The organism is Pseudomonas mandelii, from assembly GCF_024138395.1.
Classification (GTDB): Bacteria; Pseudomonadota; Gammaproteobacteria; order Pseudomonadales; family Pseudomonadaceae; genus Aquipseudomonas; species Aquipseudomonas mandelii_E.
In genome coordinates this window covers 79,984-97,185 of sequence record NZ_JAMYDU010000012.1, presented here as the reverse complement: position 1 = coordinate 97,185, position 17,202 = coordinate 79,984, and the positions used below count along the sequence as shown (strand labels likewise).

The 17,202-nt window shown below is 58.2% G+C and carries 12 protein-coding genes; 2 read left to right on the top strand and 10 right to left on the bottom strand.

Going from position 1 to position 17,202, the window contains the following annotated elements; translation table 11 throughout:
• Positions 1-40 precede the first annotated feature (40 nt).
• The 5 genes from NHU87_RS18350 to rfaH all read right to left on the bottom strand — a co-directional run bounded on the left by NHU87_RS18350 (position 41) and on the right by rfaH (position 6,255).
• Positions 41-1,432, bottom strand: a complete 1,392-nt coding sequence (locus tag NHU87_RS18350; protein ID WP_253551414.1) for an undecaprenyl-phosphate glucose phosphotransferase — start codon at positions 1,430-1,432, stop codon at positions 41-43.
• 143 nt (positions 1,433-1,575) lie between these two features.
• The gene (locus tag NHU87_RS18345) at positions 1,576-3,822 is read right to left on the bottom strand and encodes a GumC family protein (RefSeq protein ID WP_253551413.1); all 2,247 of its coding nucleotides are present in this window, start codon (positions 3,820-3,822) and stop codon (positions 1,576-1,578) included.
• A 2-nt stretch (positions 3,823-3,824) separates the two neighbouring features.
• Complete coding sequence (locus NHU87_RS18340) at positions 3,825-4,358, bottom strand: polysaccharide biosynthesis/export family protein (protein WP_253551412.1); 534 nt, start codon at positions 4,356-4,358, stop codon at positions 3,825-3,827.
• 12 nt (positions 4,359-4,370) lie between these two features.
• Complete coding sequence (locus tag NHU87_RS18335; RefSeq protein WP_253551411.1) at positions 4,371-5,525, bottom strand: outer membrane beta-barrel protein; 1,155 nt, start codon at positions 5,523-5,525, stop codon at positions 4,371-4,373.
• A 208-nt stretch (positions 5,526-5,733) separates the two neighbouring features.
• Positions 5,734-6,255, bottom strand: coding sequence for a transcription/translation regulatory transformer protein RfaH (gene rfaH / locus NHU87_RS18330; RefSeq protein ID WP_253551410.1), 522 nt, complete (start codon positions 6,253-6,255; stop codon positions 5,734-5,736).
• Positions 6,256-6,984: 729 nt separating this feature from the next.
• On the opposite strand from rfaH, the gene NHU87_RS18325 reads away from it, so the two are divergent.
• Complete coding sequence (locus tag NHU87_RS18325; RefSeq protein ID WP_253551409.1) at positions 6,985-9,111, top strand: TonB-dependent siderophore receptor; 2,127 nt, start codon at positions 6,985-6,987, stop codon at positions 9,109-9,111.
• Positions 9,112-9,248: 137 nt separating this feature from the next.
• Positions 9,249-11,372, top strand: a complete 2,124-nt coding sequence (locus NHU87_RS18320) for a TonB-dependent siderophore receptor (protein ID WP_253551408.1) — start codon at positions 9,249-9,251, stop codon at positions 11,370-11,372.
• Between the two features lie 342 nt (positions 11,373-11,714).
• On the opposite strand, the gene NHU87_RS18315 is transcribed toward NHU87_RS18320, so the two are convergent.
• From NHU87_RS18315 to NHU87_RS28695, 5 genes are all read right to left on the bottom strand, one after another.
• Positions 11,715-12,506, bottom strand: a complete 792-nt coding sequence (locus NHU87_RS18315) for an ABC transporter ATP-binding protein (protein WP_253551407.1) — start codon at positions 12,504-12,506, stop codon at positions 11,715-11,717.
• A 65-nt stretch (positions 12,507-12,571) separates the two neighbouring features.
• Positions 12,572-13,423: a nitrate ABC transporter permease gene (gene ntrB / locus NHU87_RS18310; RefSeq protein WP_253551406.1), complete on the bottom strand. Its 852-nt coding sequence runs from the start codon at positions 13,421-13,423 to the stop codon at positions 12,572-12,574.
• Between the two features lie 14 nt (positions 13,424-13,437).
• On the bottom strand, positions 13,438-14,724 hold the full coding sequence (locus tag NHU87_RS18305; RefSeq protein ID WP_253551405.1) for a CmpA/NrtA family ABC transporter substrate-binding protein: 1,287 nt from the start codon (positions 14,722-14,724) through the stop codon (positions 13,438-13,440).
• A 355-nt stretch (positions 14,725-15,079) separates the two neighbouring features.
• A complete protein-coding gene (locus tag NHU87_RS18300; RefSeq protein WP_367399033.1) occupies positions 15,080-15,637 on the bottom strand; it encodes a hypothetical protein in 558 nt (185 codons plus the stop codon).
• Positions 15,638-15,723: 86 nt separating this feature from the next.
• The gene (locus NHU87_RS28695) at positions 15,724-16,290 is read right to left on the bottom strand and encodes a methyl-accepting chemotaxis protein (protein WP_437180841.1); all 567 of its coding nucleotides are present in this window, start codon (positions 16,288-16,290) and stop codon (positions 15,724-15,726) included.
• Between the last annotated feature and the right edge of the window lie 912 nt (positions 16,291-17,202).

The window sequence follows — 17,202 nt, the reverse complement described above, 5'->3', positions numbered from 1 at the left end:
CTCCTTTTGTTACGCCTTGGCTGAGTCGCGCGGTAATGCCTCAGTAAGTGTCTTTTGAGAACAACGTAAAAGGGGTCTTGACCAGAATCTTGATGTCGAGCCACAGCGACCACTGGTTGATGTAGTTGAGGTCCTGGGCGACGCGCTGCTGCATTTTTTCCAACGTCTGGGTTTCACCTCGATGCCCGGTGATCTGGGCCAACCCGGTGATTCCCGGTTTGAGGCGATGACGGGCCATGTAGGCGCGAACCTTGCCGGTGTAATAAATGTTGTGCGTGACCGCATGCGGTCGCGGGCCGACCAGGGCCATTTCGCCGCAAAGCACGTTGAACAGTTGCGGTAGCTCGTCGATGGAACTGCGGCGCAAGAAACGCCCAAGTGGCGTAACGCGGTCATCCTCGCGGGTGGCCTGACGCACTTCGTTGTCGTCGTGCACACGCATCGATCGAAACTTCCAGACCTTGATCACCTCAGCGTTCCAGCCATAGCGATTTTGTTTGAACAACACCGGGCCGGGCGATGACAGCTTCACGGCTGCCGCCACGATCAGCAGCAAGGGGCTGAGCACAACAATGGACACGGCGGCCAGGCTACGTTCGAACAGCTCTTTGCAGAGCAGGCTGCCGGGGTGCGAACTGATCAGACTCTCGTTGAGGTAGATGGCCGGCATTCGCTCTATTTCCGAGATCGACTGATTGAGCAGCACCATGCTGCCGAAATCAGGGATCCAGACCACGTCGACATTCATGTCCAGAAGGTCGATGTACAGCGCTTCAATGATGGCGGCTTGTGCCATCGGCAAAACGATGTACACGCGGCGTATGTGCAGACGGGTGATGATTTCGCGAACCTCATCGATGCGCCCCAATAGCGGCAAAACGCTCGGTGCCGGGCCGGTATGGTCGGCGGTTGCGATAAAACCCAATAGCGGTACGCGATTGCGTCTGGACAGTTTCCTCGCCAGCTTTTGCGCGGTCGGACACGTCCCGATGATCACCGCGCGGCGCTCGTTGCAGAGCTTGTGAGAATGCAGTCGGGCCAGATAATGCAGGGGCAAAAAGCTCGCCGCCTGGACCAGGTAACCCAGCACGGCCCAGACGATGATCACCTGCCGCGAGAAAATCACGCTGGTTTGGGTGACGAAGGCAATGCTGCTCAGAACGGCCAGCAAAATCATCCAGGCCACCAGCAGCCGACCGAGCCCGGACAACCACTCATGACGCTTGTGGTAAACCTGCATGATGCTGTAGATCGGCACCGAACCGAGCGCGGTGAGAATCATCAGGACGCGGTATTCACTGGTCAGGCTGCCGACGCGCCAATACACCAGCAACATCAGCAGCAGGTTGGCCAGGGTTATTGCGCACAGCCATTGGCCCCAGAAGGTCAGACCTCGGCGACGCGTCATTTGAGCGGTGTAGAGCGATGTCATCGGCGCAACCTCCGGGCATGGGTTGGACTTCGGCGCCGAACACTGCACGCCCTCGTTCCCGCACGCTGGTATAGCTCGACTGGGATGAAGCAGCTTTTGGTAGAAGTTGGGAGGAAGACTACGGGTGTCACAGACGCAAGGTTTTACCGGGACATGTAGTCGTAGTTCTGGAACGTATCGGAATGGCTGTAGCCCTGTTTGCGGGCCTTGCTCAGGTCAACCTGGTTAAGCACTACACCGAACACCGGCGCATGACTCTGCTGCAGCATCGCAAGGGACTTCTGCACCTGGCTGACAGGCGTGCTTTCGGCCTTGATCACGTAGATCACCGCGTCCGAATGCTTGGCCAGCAACAATGCATCGCTGACCATTTGTGCAGGCGGAGAGTCGATAATGATGCGTTGGTACCGCGACTTCAGCGCCTCAAGCATTGGGGCCAGGCGCGGCGAGCTGAGCAGATCCAGCGGTGGTGGCGACAGCTTCCCGGCCGGCAGCATGTCGAGATTGCCGACAGTGCGGATACAGTCCTCGAGCCGCGCAGTGCCCGCCAGAACATTGGCCAATCCCGGGCTGTTGGGCGGGAAATCAAAGTTGAGCGACAGGCTGGGTTTGCGCATGTCGGCATCGATCAACAAGACACGCTCGAGCATGGTGAGCGAGTACGCCAGGTTGTTGGCGATGGTGCTTTTACCCTCCTCGGCCATGGTCGAGGCAACGAGTACCACCTGTGACGACGTGTCGCCGCTGTGCAACATCAACCAGGTGCGCAGGTTGCGGATGGTCTCGCAAAAACGCGGATGGTCGTTGTCGTCGAACAGTCGCGCGAGTTGCCGGCGGCTTTTCCTCGTGACCAGCGGCACCACGCTGAGCAGGGGAACGTCAAGCGTGCTTTCGATTGCTTCGTCGGTCTTGAAGGTTTTGTTCAGGGATTCCGACAGCAATGCCAGCACTACGCCGACCAGCGCGGACACGACGGCGACAATCGCCAGAATCAGTGTTTTACGCGGCTTGCTGGGTTCCAGAGGAACAATCGCAGGGTCGACGACGCGTGCCTTGGTGGAGTCCATGTCCGAGGTGGCCGCGGTTTCTTTCAAACGGGTAATGAAGGTCTCATACAGCGCGCGGCTGCTGTCGACTTCACGCTGAAACTCACGCAGTTGGAACTCTTTGCGCGAAATGTCCTGTAATTGCGCCTTGTTGCTGTTGAATGACTTACGCAGTGAGTTTTCATTGGCCAGGGACAGTTGGTATTCACGTTCGATACCGGCAACCACCTGCTGAACCTGCAGGCGCAAACTGTCGGTGGCCATACGCAGTTCGGCGCGAGCGGCCGCCAGGGTCGGATGTTTTGCCCCGTAGCGTCCGGACAATTCCTCGACCTTGGCTTGGGCCTTGGCCTGTTGCGCCTGGAATTTCTGCACCAAAGGATTACTCAGGACCGCCGGCACACTGGACAGTTTGCTCAGGTTGCCATTGCTCAGGGTCTGTACCTGACGGTACTGGCTCTCGGCCTCTGCCAGATTACGGCGGGCATCGATCATGCGGTTGCCGGTCAATTCCAGTTCATTGGCGCTGATGGTAGCCACACCGCCGACATCAACCAGGCCTTGTTCTTCCCGATAGCCCTGAAGCTTGTTTTCGGCATTGCGCAGGTTATTACGCAACTCGATCAGGCGTGAATTCATCCAGCTGGTATTGGTCTGCGAGGATTTGAGGCTGTTGTCGAGCTGACTGTCGATGAAGCTTTGGGCAATCGCATTGGCGGTAGCGGCCGCCAAGCCAGGGTCGGGCAACTCCACCTCTATTTTGATCAGCTGGCTCTTGCCGACGAATTTGACGCTCGTGCGCTGCATGAGGTTCTGCGTGACTTGGTTGAAGACATCGGCTTCAGAGGGCACCACCTGAACCGGTGCCAAACGGCCTACTACGGGCAGCCATTGGCCAAGCTCAAGCGATGCCAACCATCTGCGCGGGGCGAACCATGGCTGTGGTTGCTGGCGTGGATCGGTCACTGGGTGTGTGGTGAGGTTCAGCTTTTTTACCGCCCGTTCGGCAAGGTCCCGCGATTGCAGGAGTGCCAATTGCGTCTGCAAATAATCGACGGTACCGGAACTCGAATCCGTGACTTGCTGGAAGGCCAGCAGCGGTGGCGTTTTTTCTTTGATCAGCAAGGTGGTACTGCCGATGTACTGCTGCGGAATGAACGACAGCGTGGCCATCGCCAGCGCACAGCCAAGCAATACCAACCAGCCAATTTTCCAATGGGCGCGCCAGATCACCCTCCAGTATTTGAGCAGGTCAATGGTGTCCTTTTCCTCGCTGTACTGCTGATGCTGCGGCACGTGCGGCTGGATCGGACGTTCGACATATATGCTAGGGCTGTTGTCCATGATTAGAAAAAGCCTTGTGCAATGGATATGGTGTCACCGGGTGCGATGGCAGTGCTGCGCGTGACCTTGTCGGTCAGTGGTGGGGAGCCATCGCCGCGCACGATGGTCACCCGCTTGATCGAGGCTCGCTCGGTCAGGCCGCCGCCCAGGGCGATGGCTTTCTCCAGCGTCAGCCCGGGTTCGAACGGATAGCTGCCGGGTTTCTGTACTTCGCCATTGATATAGAACGAGCGGTAGGCGATCAGGTTGAGGCTGACCTTGGGATCGACCAGGTAACCTTGCTTCAGTCCGTCGACGATGACCTTTTCTACCTGTTTGGGCGTGAGTCCCTTGGCGGCAATTTCACCCAGGAATGGATAGGAGAACATTCCGGCATCGTTGAGACGGATTTTCTCGAAGCTCAGATCCCGCTCACCGAACACGGTGATGCGCAATACATCGCCGGCCGCCAGTTTGTACTGGGCGCCGGTGTCTGCTGCAAAAGTCGCGGGCAACAGCCACGGCACTAACAACAAGCCAAGCATTCGCGAGTTCATAAAGAAAACCTCTTAAAGGCTTACGTTGAAGCTGAGCAAGAAAATGTTGCGCTCAAAACTCTGATTGTCAGCATCGGAGTCATCCTTGCGGTAGCGATAGCCCAGCTCGATATCCAGCCAGCGGCGCATTGCGTATTCCACGGCGAGGTTGTAGTCACGAAGGTCATCAGTGCGCTCCTGCCCTTCGTATTCATAGCGAGCCAGCCCGACTTCGGCCACCGTGGTGATGCGTTCGGTCCAGCCATGACGCCAGCCGACCAGGGCCGAGGTGGTCTTGACGGCATCAGCACCGTCGTCGCCCTCGGCCATGGCCTGGCGGGCAACAAACGAGAAGGTCGAATAGGTTCGTGGTTTCCATCGCAGATCCACCTGCCAGGTCGGGTTACTGAGGTCATCGACACTGCTGTCATCGAAGTTTTTGCGCTCATAACCAACGCGGACTTTACCGGTGGTGCGTGCGGTGAAATCCCATTCGGCACCGGCGAGGACCGCATCGGATGTGCTGTTGAGACGGGTGTTGGATCGGTAATCAAAGTCGGTATGGTCGTATTCCAGCAATCCACGTGTGTTGCTGCCGATGCGGTGGTACCAGGTGCTGGTCAGGCCAGTGGTATCGCGCTCTTTGTCGTCGTTGATGCCGCCTGAATTGTCGTAGCGAAGTTGAGCGTAGCTGGCGCCCAGATCGATCTGATTGGCAGCGCTCCTGGCGCCGAAGGTATAGAGGCCATTGACGCGGTTACTGCGAATCTTGTCATTAATGCCATCGACAGCGGTCGACGTCGTACGCTCGTATTTACGCGCTTCCGCTTCAAGTTTCAGGCGATGTCGGTCGGTGAATTCCATGATGCTATTGAGTCGCAAGCGTTGTGCTGTATTAGAAGCATCCGAGTCGTCATGATAAATGTACCGGGTAGGCTGCCAGATAAGTCGGGTGGCACTGTTGCGGTCTTCAGCCTTGAGTTCGAAAGTCGGCGCCACTTTTGTCACCATGGAAGACTCCGCCCGCTCCAGTTCGCGGAAATTGTCGTCATAACTTTCTGAAAACAGCAGGGTAGGGGTGAAGTCGAACCCATAGATATCAATGGACTGGGGATCAAGACTCCAGGCCGTTCCGGGACATAAGTACATCATGATCAGTGCGAAAGGGCCGCGGGTCTTGAGGGTCATGTCATTGCTCCTTGGGGGTGAGTTCAATGACTATAGACCGGAAAAACAGTGGGTGAATGTGGTTGTGTAATGCTGGTGGCTATCAATAATTCATTCATGAGAAGGAGTGTGTAAGTTGAATTAATAACTGGGCAGAGTGCAATAATTCAAAAGAGTGCTGGCTATTTGGGGCTGCGCAGGTTGTTGTAAAGTGCGCTAATTAAAAAGTTTATAAATGAGGCCGTGATCGCTCGATATCAGTCAATGGCACACGAACGTGATGTTCTCTATTCAAGAAGTGAAGAAGAATCATGACTCGTTCATCGCCTAACATGCTCAGGAAAATACCTTCAAGTGTCGACAATGGCCCTCGGGTTATTTGCAGTGTTTCCCCAGGCTTGAACGGTTGGGGTGTGTGCAATTCTGGTGGTTTGTAACACCGGGTGCGCAGATGCTCGATGACGTCGTCCGGGACCGTTGCCGGGCCCTGATTGAAATCGACAATGCGGCTCACACCGCGGGTAGAACGCAAGGGCGCCCATTTGTCGTCACGACTCAGCTGGATGAAAAGATACCCTGGGAAGAGAGGTTCAAGCGATTGATGGGGTTTGCCATGAATCAGGCGCTCGCTAATAATTTGCGGGCAAAATATGACGTAGTTTTGTCGCAATAAATTGATTTGTGCCCGTTCATCCTGACGCGGCTTGCACTGTAAAAGATACCAGTTGGCACCTTGGGTACTCGTCAGCATTTCTGGCAAGCTCCGTAGTATGGGTTAAAGCATGCCTGTTCGCGCATCAACAATGCTCGCCCTTCCAATGAACTCTTTAGAGAATATGGCGTCGCGAAAGTGTTAAGTCGATGGAACAGGTGTATCAACAATGAAGCATGTAATGAACAAATAAAGATGACAAAAAATGGTCAGTCAATAATCTGGCGCGTACGCCGCCCTGGTGCGCTAAGGTTCTATTACTTGGGCCGTGCTCAATCAGAACTCTTGATCGAAAGTGTAAACGTTACTTAACGCTATAAGTGATATCGCCGCGTCATCAGAGGAAGGGTATTCTTTGCAATGGGCAAAGCTACCGCAGGGTCCGAACTCCCGGTCCTTTGAAAAACAAGCACTTTCGGTCGTGTACTTAAACGCAGGGGGCGACGTATATCTGTTAATGGAGTTACATCTTTTGTTATACGTCGACCCTCTTAGGTATCGACCACTCCAGACGGCCTGTCAAATGTCACTAGTCAAAAATATAGCCTTCTGTCCAATAATCTATTAAGGCGCTTCAACCAGTTGTTTTAACAGGTGATTTTTTTGACGCATACAAAGCTCTGGCTGAAATAGACACCGGCAGTCAGCACACAAACCCTGCCGATGCGGGGGGCAAGAGCGCGCAGATGAGCCGCGAAGGGTGTTTACTGAAAATCTATCGCACAATACAATGAGAATCGTTACTACTAACTCATCGAGTGCGACGTCTTGAGCCAGCCCCACCCGTTTGCCCGCCGCAAGGTCTTCATGAAACACGCATTGCCAACGCTCTCCTGCGTGATGTTTGCCAGCCCTCTGTGGGCACAGCAAGCCCTCGAACTGCCGACCACTGATATTCAGGCAAGCCGCGTCAGCCAAGACACGAGCTACACCACCTCTCAAGCCAGCACCGCGAGCAAAAGCAATGTGCCGATCAAGGAAGAGGCGCAATCGATCAATGTCGTCACCCGGCAAACCCTGGCCGACTATCAGGTGCGCTCGCTGGACGACGCGATGAAGTTCGTCAGCGGCGTCAGTCAGGGCAATACCTTGGGCGGCTCGCGGGACTCGCTGGTCAAGCGCGGTTTCGGCACCAACGATGACGGCTCGATCCTGCGCGATGGCGTGCGTTCCAACATGGGGCACAACTTCAGCGCCACAACGGATCGTGTGGAAGTACTCAAAGGGCCTGCTTCGATGCTGTACGGCGCGCTGGAGCCCGGTGGATTGATCAACGTGATCAGCAAGAAGCCCGAATACACCCAGAGCACCACCCTGAGCGGCTCAGCCTACAGCGAAGGCGGCGGCACTCTGGCCGTCGACACTACCGGGCCGATGGGAGATACGGGCCTGGCCTATCGCCTGATTGCCGAACGCGGCCATGAAGATTACTGGCGCAACTACGGTGTGAATGAGAGCACCCTGGTCGCGCCATCGCTGAGCTGGACCGGTGACCGTGCCAGCCTGACGTTGAGCTATGAGTACAACGAATACTCCAATCCCTTTGACCGCGGCACCGTGTTCACCAACGGTCATCCGGCTGACATCGACTACGACAAGCGCCTCGACGAAAAATGGGCCAAAAGTGTAGGCATCCGTGAAACGGCCACCGCGCGTTTCGAGTATCAGCTGAGTGACGATTGGAAAACCCGCGTCACTTACGGATGGAACAACGACCGCTACAGCCTCTCGATAGCCCAGCCGAATTCGTTGACCGGCAACAATCTGCGACGTGCCGCCAATGGCGCTCACTACGACGATGAGACCCGCTACGCCAGCTGGGATTTCATCGGCCAGCAAGAACTGTTCGGCCAACGCCATGACCTGCTGATCGGCGCGGATACCGAAGCTTCCGACCAATTCCGTGGCAAAACCTACCGTAATGCCCCGCGGTCAGGCTTCGACATCACCGCGCCGGTTTATGGGCGTCTGGCCGAGCCCAGCCTCGTCAGCGCCGCGCAAAGTGACCTGAGCAATCAGCTGACCTCCAGCTCCCTGTACTTCAAGGATAACTGGCACCTCGATGACCGCTGGATCCTGGTCCTCGGTGGTCGTCAGCAGCATTACGATCAGTACAGCGATCAGGGCCGCGGCAGCAGCTATACCGTCAACCGCGACGATAACGGCGATGCCTTCGTGCCGTTTTTGGGCCTGGTCTACAAAGCCACCGATACCTTGTCGCTGTACGGCAACTACAGCCGTTCGTTCAAACCCAATACCGAAGTCGACGATGCCGGCCACACATTCGATCCGGAGGAGGGCCGTAGCTACGAAGTCGGCGCGAAATACGACCCGTTGCCGGGGCTGAACATCAACCTTGCGCTGTTCGACATCGTCAAGAAAAACGTCGTGACCACTCAGACGGTCAATGGCGTCAGCCTCTCGGAGGCGGCAGGCAAGGTCGGCTCACAGGGCCTGGAACTGGACATCACGGGGCGTGTGGCCGAGCGCTGGGACCTGATCGGCACCTACGCCTACACCCACACGGAAATCCTCGATGATCCGGATGACGAAGGTCACCGCCTCGCCGATGCGCCGAAGCACACCGCGAGCCTGTACCTCACACATCACCTGAACGTTCCTGCGGAGTTCGGAGCCTGGCATGCCGGCGGTGGCGCACGTTACGTCGGCGAGCGCGCCGCCAACAACGCCAACGATTTCTGGCTGAGCAGCTACACCGTGGCCGATGCCTTCGTACGGTGGGAAGCGCCGATGTTCGGCTACAAGACTTCGCTGCAATTCAACGTCGACAACCTGTTCGACAAACAGTACTACCCGTCTTCCACGGGCAGTCAGCTGCAGGTCAATGTTGGCGAGCCGCGTACGGCACGGCTGAGCGCCAGTGTGACGTTCTGATCCTTGTGCATTAATGCGCTGACCCGTTTCGCTGGTGTTCATGCTGGCGGAATGGGAGGCGCCTCAGTCTTTATCCAACATCAATTTCCATCGGGCTCCTAATGTGTGCCCGGCATCTCCTTAAGGTTGATTTGTCGATGCGTCGAACCCTCGTTTCTCTGTGTGTGATCCAAGCCATTTCCCAGACCACTTGGGCTGAACAGGCACCGACTGAACCTGCGTCAATAGAGTTACAAGCGATCGACATCAACGGCACATTGGAAGAACAGGCTCAAGGGCCGGTTCAGGGCTATCGAGCAACCCGTTCGGCCAGTGCAACGCGCACAGACACGCCCATTCACGAAACCCCCCAATCCATCAGCGTCGTCACCAAGGATGTCGTGGAAGACCTTGGCGCTACTCGATTGCAAGACGCGCTCGATTACGCCGGAGGCGTGGGCCGTGCGAACAATTTCGGTGGCCAGGGCCTGACCACTTTCACCGTGCGTGGTTTCACCACCGGTGAGTTTTACCGCAATGGTTTTCCGATTAACCGCGGTTACCCGAACATGCCCGATGCCAATACCATCGAGCGCCTGGAGGTCCTGCGCGGGCCGGCCACCACGCTGTATGGCCGTGGCGACCCGGGCGGCACTTTCAACGTGGTGTCCAAACAACCCCTGGCCGAGCGCACCGTCACCCTGGGCAGTCAACTCAACGATCAAGGCATGCGTCGCGGCACGCTGGATGCCTCAGGGCCGCTGGATGATGAAGGGCGACTGGCCTATCGGCTGAACGTGATAGGCGAGGGCGGCGAGACCTTCCGTGATCACGTCGAAAACGAGCGTTACGGTGTGGCGCCGGTCCTCGGTTGGCAGGTTAACGACACCACCCGTATCACCTTCGAAGGCGATTTCATGCGTAACAACGCGCCGCTCGATCGGGGCGTGACTCGCTATCGCAATCAGATTGGTGTCGCCTCGCGGGATACTTTCTTCGGTGAGAAGGACATCGGCAAGCTGCACAACGACAACAACATGGCGCAAGTGCGTTTCGAGCATTTCCTGAACGACAACTGGACCTTGGGCGGCGGCACGCAATTTCTCGACGGCAGCCTGCAAGGCAATGCCATCGAAGCCAACGGTGTCGCTGCCGACGGCCGAACGCTGGGGCGCAACTTCAACTATCGCAAGCTGGAGTGGCAAGACCTTGATGTGCAGTTGAACCTGACCGGGCATTTTTCCGCCGGTGGATTCGACCACACGTTGCTCACGGGCATCGAGTATGAGGATTACGATTACAAGTCGATCATCCGTCGCTCCAGTGGGGCGGTGAGTGCCTACCCTATCGATATTTTCAATCCGGTCTACGGCCAGCCGCGTCCGGCGCTGACCCGTACCACCACCCACGATCAGGAAAACCTCAAGACTTATGCCGCTTTCGTGCAAGACCAGGTAACGCTGACCGAGCGCTTGAAAGCCTTGGCAGGCGTACGTTTCGAACGCTTCGAACATGATTACGACAACAACCTCGTCAACGGTGTGAGCTGGACCAACAGCGACAACGCTGTCACCCCGCGTCTTGGGCTGATCTACGACTTGACCCCGACCGTGGCGATCTATGCCGACACGGCGCGGTCCTTCAAGCCCAACAGCGGTGCCAGTCGAACGGGTGGCGGCTTCAAACCTGAAGAAGGCAAATCCTACGAGGTGGGGGTCAAGTGGCAGGCGCTTGATCGTCAGCTAAGCGTGGATGCCGCGGTGTATCAGATCGAAAAACGCAACGTCCTGACGACAGACCCGGTGGACTCGACCTTCAGCGTGGCGGCGGGCGAAGTTCGTAGCCGTGGCTTTGATCTGAATGTGGCCGGCAACCTCACGCCAGAGTGGCGCATGATCGGTGGCTACGCCTACGTCGATGCCGAAGTCACCCAGGACAACGTGTTGAAGTCAGGCACCCGCCTGGTGAACATTCCGCGCGACAGTTTCAGCCTGCTGAACGTCTACGAGTTTCAGGACGGTGGCCTTAAAGGATTGGGCCTGGGGCTGGGCGCCAAGTATGTCGACGAGCGCGCCGGCCAGACCGCGGCCAATGCCTTCTCCATGGATAGCTACAAGGTGTTCGACCTGCTCGGCTTTTACAAAGTCAACGAACACCTGCGGCTTAACCTTGACCTGAAGAATGTGTTCGACAGCCACTACGATGAAGGCGCCTTTGGCAACGTTTACGCCTATCCGGGCGCGCCGAGAACCGTGCAGATGGGAATTTCATACACCTTGTAGATTTGCCGGGAAGGATCCTCGATAAAACAACACGTTGTTCGCGACTGCGTGGCACAAAGCCTGCCTCGCTGCGATCAGGCCAACGCTCAATGACGCCAGTCGAACATCAGGAATGAACAGGCCAGGACGCCTGAAACCGAGAAGGTTTCAGGCGTTTTTTTTGCTTTATGAACGCGTCGGTGGCAACGCCCCACTCTGTGGGCGAGGCATCCACTGTGGCGAGGGAACTTGCTCCCGCTCGGCTGCGAAGCGGGACGAACATAGTAGCGAATCTACGGTGAAGGGACGAGTTGTCCGGGCTTTACTTGCACCTCCTACCGGGGGCTTCCTCGGACTCCGTTTTCAAGCCGCCGGCATTTGCTGGCGATGGTAGAGAAACTCGAGGACCGTCGTGCGATAACGGTGGTACTCGGGGTCGTTGGCCAGCACCAGGCGGTTGCGCGGTTTTGCCAGGCCAACGCTGAGGATCTCGCCGACGGTGGCCGCCGGCCCGTTGGTCATCATCACGATGCGATCGGAGAGCAGCACGGCCTCATCGACATCATGGGTGACCATCACCACGGTGCTTTGAGTGGCTGCGACGATACGCAGCAGCTCGTCCTGAAGGTGCGCGCGGGTGAGGGCGTCGAGCGCGCCGAAGGGTTCGTCCATCAGCAGTATTTTCGGCTCCATGGCCAGCGCGCGGGCGATACCGACACGCTGCTTCATGCCCCCGGAAATCTCGTTGGGGTGCTTGTGCATGGCATGCTCAAGTCCGACCATTGTCAGCGCCGCCTCGGTACGCGCCTTCAGCGCGGCTTTGTTTTCGCGTTTGCCGAATACCTTCTCCACGGCCAGGTGCACATTGCCGAAACAAGTCAGCCAGGGTAAGAGGCTGTGGTTTTGAAATACCACTGCGCGTTCAGGGCCAGGACCGTCGATCTCGCGACCGTTGCATATCAAGCCGCCGCCATTGGCTTCCAGCAGACCGGCGATCAGGTTCAGCACGGTGGATTTGCCACAGCCGGAATGGCCGATCAATGAGACGAACTCGCCGCGGGCAATACTCAGGTTGACGTTGCTGAGGGCCTGGAAGCGGCCTTTTTTGGTGTCGAAGTGTTTGCTGACCTGGGTCAGCTCGACGAATTTTGTCATCTCGGTTCTCCTGCATCGGGTAAGCGTCAGGTGCGGGCAACCCAAACACCGGCGCGCATGTCGGTTCAGTTGCTGTAGTCAAAACGTTTGGCGATCCACAGTAGGCCCTGCTCAAGCAGCAGACCGACCAGACCGACGATGATGATGGCGATGAGAATGTGCTCGACGTTGAGGTTGTTCCATTCGTCCCACACCCAGAAGCCCAGACCGACACCGCCAGTGAGCATTTCCGCGGCGACGATCACCAGCCACGCCACGCCGATGGACAGGCGAATACCGGTCATCAGATGCGGCAGCACCGAAGGAAACAGGATATGGGTGAACACCTTCCATTCGCTGAGCTTGAGCACCCGCGCGACGTTCAGATAATCCTGCGGCACGCTGGCGACCCCGGCGGCGGTGTTGAGGATGATCGGCCAGATAGAGCTGATGAAGATCACCCAGATCGATGCCGGGCCGGCGGCCTTGAACACCAGCAGGCCGATTGGCAACCAGGCCAACGGCGAGACTGGACGTAGCAGACTGATGATCGGCGCGAACATGCCGCCGAGAAAGGCGAAGCGGCCAATGGCGAAGCCCAGCGGAATACCGAGCAGGGCGGCAAGGCCGAAACCGATGCCGACTCGGCCAAGGGATGCCAGCACGTTCCAGCCGATGCCCATGTCGTTCGGACCGTTATCGTAGAAGGGGGAGCGGAACAACTCCAGAGCCGAATACCAGGTCGCCAGCGGGCCGGGCAGGCCTTCGCTACGCGCAGCTATCAACGCCCAGACGGCGAGAAACAGGGCGATACCCAATACGGGGGCAATGCCATCCCTGGCGCGTTGACGCAACCCGCTCAGGAGGGGGGCGCGACGCTCTGGCGGGGTATTCGCCGTAGCGGTGGGCGACGCTGGCAACTTGAGGGGTGCGTTCATGGCGGTGACTCCGGTCAGGCTTTGATGGTGAAGGAGTTGGCATAGGCGGCCGGATTGGAGCCGTCCCAGACCTTGCCGTCGATCAGGGTGCTACTGCGCAGCGGACTGCCCGGTATGGTCAGGCCAAGCTGGCTGGCGGCTTCGCCGTAGAGTTTGGTCTGGTTGATGGACTTGGCCACGCCGGCGTAATCCACATCTTCCTTGAGCAGGCCCCAACGGCGGAACTGAGTGAGGAACCACATGCCGTCCGACAGGTAGGGATAGTTGACGCTGCCGTCCTTGCAGAAGGACATCGCATGCGCGTCCGTCCATTGATTGCCCAGCCCGTCCTCATAGTGGCCGAGGAAGCGTTGCTCGATCACTTCGACGGGCGCATTCACATAGGCCTTGCCGGCGATCAGTTGGGCGGTGCTTTTCTTGTTCTCGACGCTGGCCTCGATGAATCGGCTGGCGTCGAGCACCGCCATGGTCAGCGCACGGGCGGTATTAGGGTATTGCTCGACGAAGGCACGGGTGGTGCCAAGGATTTTTTCCGGATGGTCCGGCCAGAGCTTTTGGGTGGTCAGGGCGGTGAAGCCGATGTTGTCGGCGATCGCCCGGGCTCCCCAAGGCTCGCCGACACAGAAGCCGTCCATGTTGCCCACACGCATGTTGGCGACCATCTGCGGCGGTGGCACCACAATGGTTTTCACGTCGCTCATCGGGTTAATGCCGAGGCTGGCGAGCCAGTAATTGAGCCACATGGCATGGGTGCCGGTGGGGAACGTCTGGGCGAAAGTCAGTGGCGTGCCGCCTTGCTTGACCTTGGCTGCCAGTTGTTCGCCATTGGTCACGCCCGCTTGCTGCAACTGCTTGGAGAGGGTGATCGCCTGGCCGTTCTGGTTCAGTCCCATGAGCATGGCCATATCTTTCTGCGGCCCGCCGATGCCCAGTTGCACACCATAGATCAGGCCGTAGAGCACATGCGCAGCATCCAGTTCGCCGTTGAGCAGTTTGTCGCGAACGCCGGCCCAGGATGCCTCTTTGCTCGGGGTGATAGTGAGACCGTATTTTTCGCCGAAACCCTGGGTTGCCGCGACCACCACTGACGCGCAATCGGTGAGTGGAATGAAGCCGACCTTCAGCGCAGCTTTCTCCGGCGCATCGCTGCCAGCGGCCCAGACCGCGCTGCGCAGCAAGCTCGGCACGGCCATGTCGAGGGCGGTGATCCCGGCGACAGTGCCGGCCGCCACCAGGGATTGCTTGAGGAAGGTGCGTCGGCCGGGGTGTACCGGATGTTGCAAGTCACGCTCATCAGTCATAACCACATCCTTTTTGAGGGGCAAACAAAAACGGCGTGCGCCAGGCACCCTCGATAGAGGGGCCTGGCGGACGCCGTTGTCCGGAAGTGCAGCACGCCGCCATTGGCGCGCCGCATGAATCTGTAAGACAGCAGTAGCAAAGGGCTTGCCAAGTTCATGTTCGATCTTTTTTTATGCTCTAAAAGTCAATAGGAACAATGACTTGAGGTGATTCTGTGATGTCTTCCAGGAAGAAATCGAAGGGGGCATAGAGCCAAGAGGAGCGAAGCACTGATCGTTTGTTGGGCAGCTTCTGTGCGAGGTGAACTAAAACGGCTCTCCTCGGCACCGTTGCGAAGTCGAATGGCGTCAAGCCTCAGTTCAGCTCCCGACGGATAGCGTCCAGGCGTTCGTCGAGCAATGGGGTGAGGAGGGCGTAGCACTCCGCCGGGGTAATAGACACAGTCGTTGTACCGATCAGGCAGCGCTGCAGCCGTTCGAGAGCAGTGTGCAGCGAACGGGGGGCATGCTTGAGCAGGCGTTCGTGCAGGTACTGCAATTGAATCAGCATTTCCAATGGGCAACTTCGATGGGCGGCGGCGCGTACCGACAGACCGCGCAGTCGTCCCAACTCTTCAAGCTCCCAGCAGCGTCCGGCGATGCTCGGGGGTGTCAGGTTGAGCGCACAGCGTTGCAGTTCGAGGTGCTGGATGGCGCCGAGCAGGTCTTGTAGCAACCGGCAATGCCCATCGAAATCCGCAGGGTTGCGGCGTAATGCATTCCAGACCTGGCACTGTGCGGAATACGGCCACTCCCTCCAGCGTTGGTCGAGCGCGTGACCCAGTGCCTGGCAACGCTGTTGCGCCTCGCGGGTGGTTTGTCCGCCGAGACCACGATGCTGCTGCAGACCTTGCAGCAGGTCGAGACCCAGCAAAAGAGCCTGTCTTAGTCCGGTGTCAGCCTGTGGCAGACGGACTCGTCGGGATTGCCCAGCATCAAGTGTTGTGCCGAGTTGTAGGTTCATGGGCGGCTTCCGACGGTGAGCTGGTTGAGATAACGAGTCAGATCGTGCAGCACATGGGTCTGCGCGCTCTGTTCCTGCACCGCCCCATTGACCTGTTGCAACTGTTCGCTGAGGGCATGGTTGGCTTGTTGGTGCTCGCTGAGCGCCTGTTGCATGGCGCCGAGGTGTTGCAGATTGACTTGGCTATGTTGAGCCAGGTCGTCGAGGTTGGCGGCGAGTTGCTCGCTCTGTCGGCTACCGGCAGCCAGCAGGTCGCGGTGTTCCTTGACCTCGCCATCCACCTGGCGCACGGCTGTGGCGATCGCCGTCGCCGCCGTGGTGATTTCGTTGGTCGCCCGGTCGGTGGCTTGGGCCAGGCTGCGGACCTCATCGGCGACCACGGCGAAACCGCGACCGTGCTCACCCGCGCGGGCAGCCTCGATGGAGGCATTGAGCGCCAGCAACTGGGTCTGCCTGGCCAGTGCCTGGATGCTAGTGACGGTGCTTTCAACTGCGGTAGTGCGCTGCAGCAACGCTTCCACGGCGTGTGCAGTATTGCCCAGGCTGTGCTGAATGGAGCGCATGCTGTCACCCACCGAGCGCGCCTCCAGACAACCGGCGTCGCTCATGGTATGGGCGTTGGCGAAGGCCGCCAACGCACCTTGGGCCAAGGCATCGATACTGTGCAAGGTCTGATCGATCTGCTCGCTGGCGGCAGCGATCATGGCGATTCGTTGGCTTTGTTCTTCACCTTGGTCGCGGGCCTGTTGAGCCATTTGCTCCAGGGCGCGGCTGGCGAACTGTACTTCGCTGCGTAAGCGTTCGTTGTTGCGCAGTTGCATGCTGGCGGCCACCAGGAGCGTCGCTGGGTCGGCATCCCGGGAGCTGCGCAGCAGTTGTGCAAGTTCAGTGTCCCAGAATCTCTGTAGATGGCGTTGATGACGCTCGCGCCGGTGCCAGGCGCAGCCCAGATAGAGGACGCCAGGTATCAGAGTCAGTGCGCTTGCGGGCTGTTCGGCCAGTGCGAGACCGCAGGCGCCGAGGGCCAGTCCAAGCGGTAACCAGAAACCGGTTCTACTGCGTTCGAGCAGGGCCATACCGGGTTCGAACAATGCCTTGGCGACTGGTATGCCGACCGGGTGCGATTTGCTGCCATCGCTGCGCAGATTAACGATGGCATGACCCGTGGGGTGCATTCCTTGAGCAGGCATGTGGATTTCCTTCTAATGCCAGGATGAAAGCAAAAACGGCGCACGCTCTCCTGCCGCAATGTGCAGGGAAGCGGACGCCGTTGTCCGGGATATTTGCGAAGCCATCGTCATTGATGGCTCAGGCTTGACCAGAGCCAAGCAAGTTGTTTGCCAGCCTTCGCACTCGACAAAGAATCGGCCTGTCGCCCACGCGGTGAAAGGGGATGGCTATAAGGCAGCGGAAGGCAGAACAGGCGATCAACGCACCAGTCGCGGGAATGGCTGAGCCGCAGTGCTCTGTTCTGG

Excerpts from the sequence above, each read along its gene's own strand:
- NHU87_RS18350 (WP_253551414.1), bottom strand. The coding sequence starts at position 1,432 with ATGACATCGCTCTACACCGCTCAAATGACGCGTCGCCGAGGTCTGACC.
- NHU87_RS18345 (WP_253551413.1), bottom strand. The coding sequence starts at position 3,822 with ATGGACAACAGCCCTAGCATATATGTCGAACGTCCGATCCAGCCGCAC.
- NHU87_RS18340 (WP_253551412.1), bottom strand. The coding sequence starts at position 4,358 with ATGAACTCGCGAATGCTTGGCTTGTTGTTAGTGCCGTGGCTGTTGCCC.
- NHU87_RS18335 (WP_253551411.1), bottom strand. The coding sequence starts at position 5,525 with ATGACCCTCAAGACCCGCGGCCCTTTCGCACTGATCATGATGTACTTA.
- rfaH (WP_253551410.1), bottom strand. The coding sequence starts at position 6,255 with ATGCTGACGAGTACCCAAGGTGCCAACTGGTATCTTTTACAGTGCAAG.
- NHU87_RS18320 (WP_253551408.1), top strand. The coding sequence starts at position 9,249 with ATGCGTCGAACCCTCGTTTCTCTGTGTGTGATCCAAGCCATTTCCCAG.
- NHU87_RS18315 (WP_253551407.1), bottom strand. The coding sequence starts at position 12,506 with ATGACAAAATTCGTCGAGCTGACCCAGGTCAGCAAACACTTCGACACC.
- ntrB (WP_253551406.1), bottom strand. The coding sequence starts at position 13,423 with ATGAACGCACCCCTCAAGTTGCCAGCGTCGCCCACCGCTACGGCGAAT.
- NHU87_RS18305 (WP_253551405.1), bottom strand. The coding sequence starts at position 14,724 with ATGACTGATGAGCGTGACTTGCAACATCCGGTACACCCCGGCCGACGC.
- NHU87_RS28695 (WP_437180841.1), bottom strand. The coding sequence starts at position 16,290 with ATGCGCTCCATTCAGCACAGCCTGGGCAATACTGCACACGCCGTGGAA.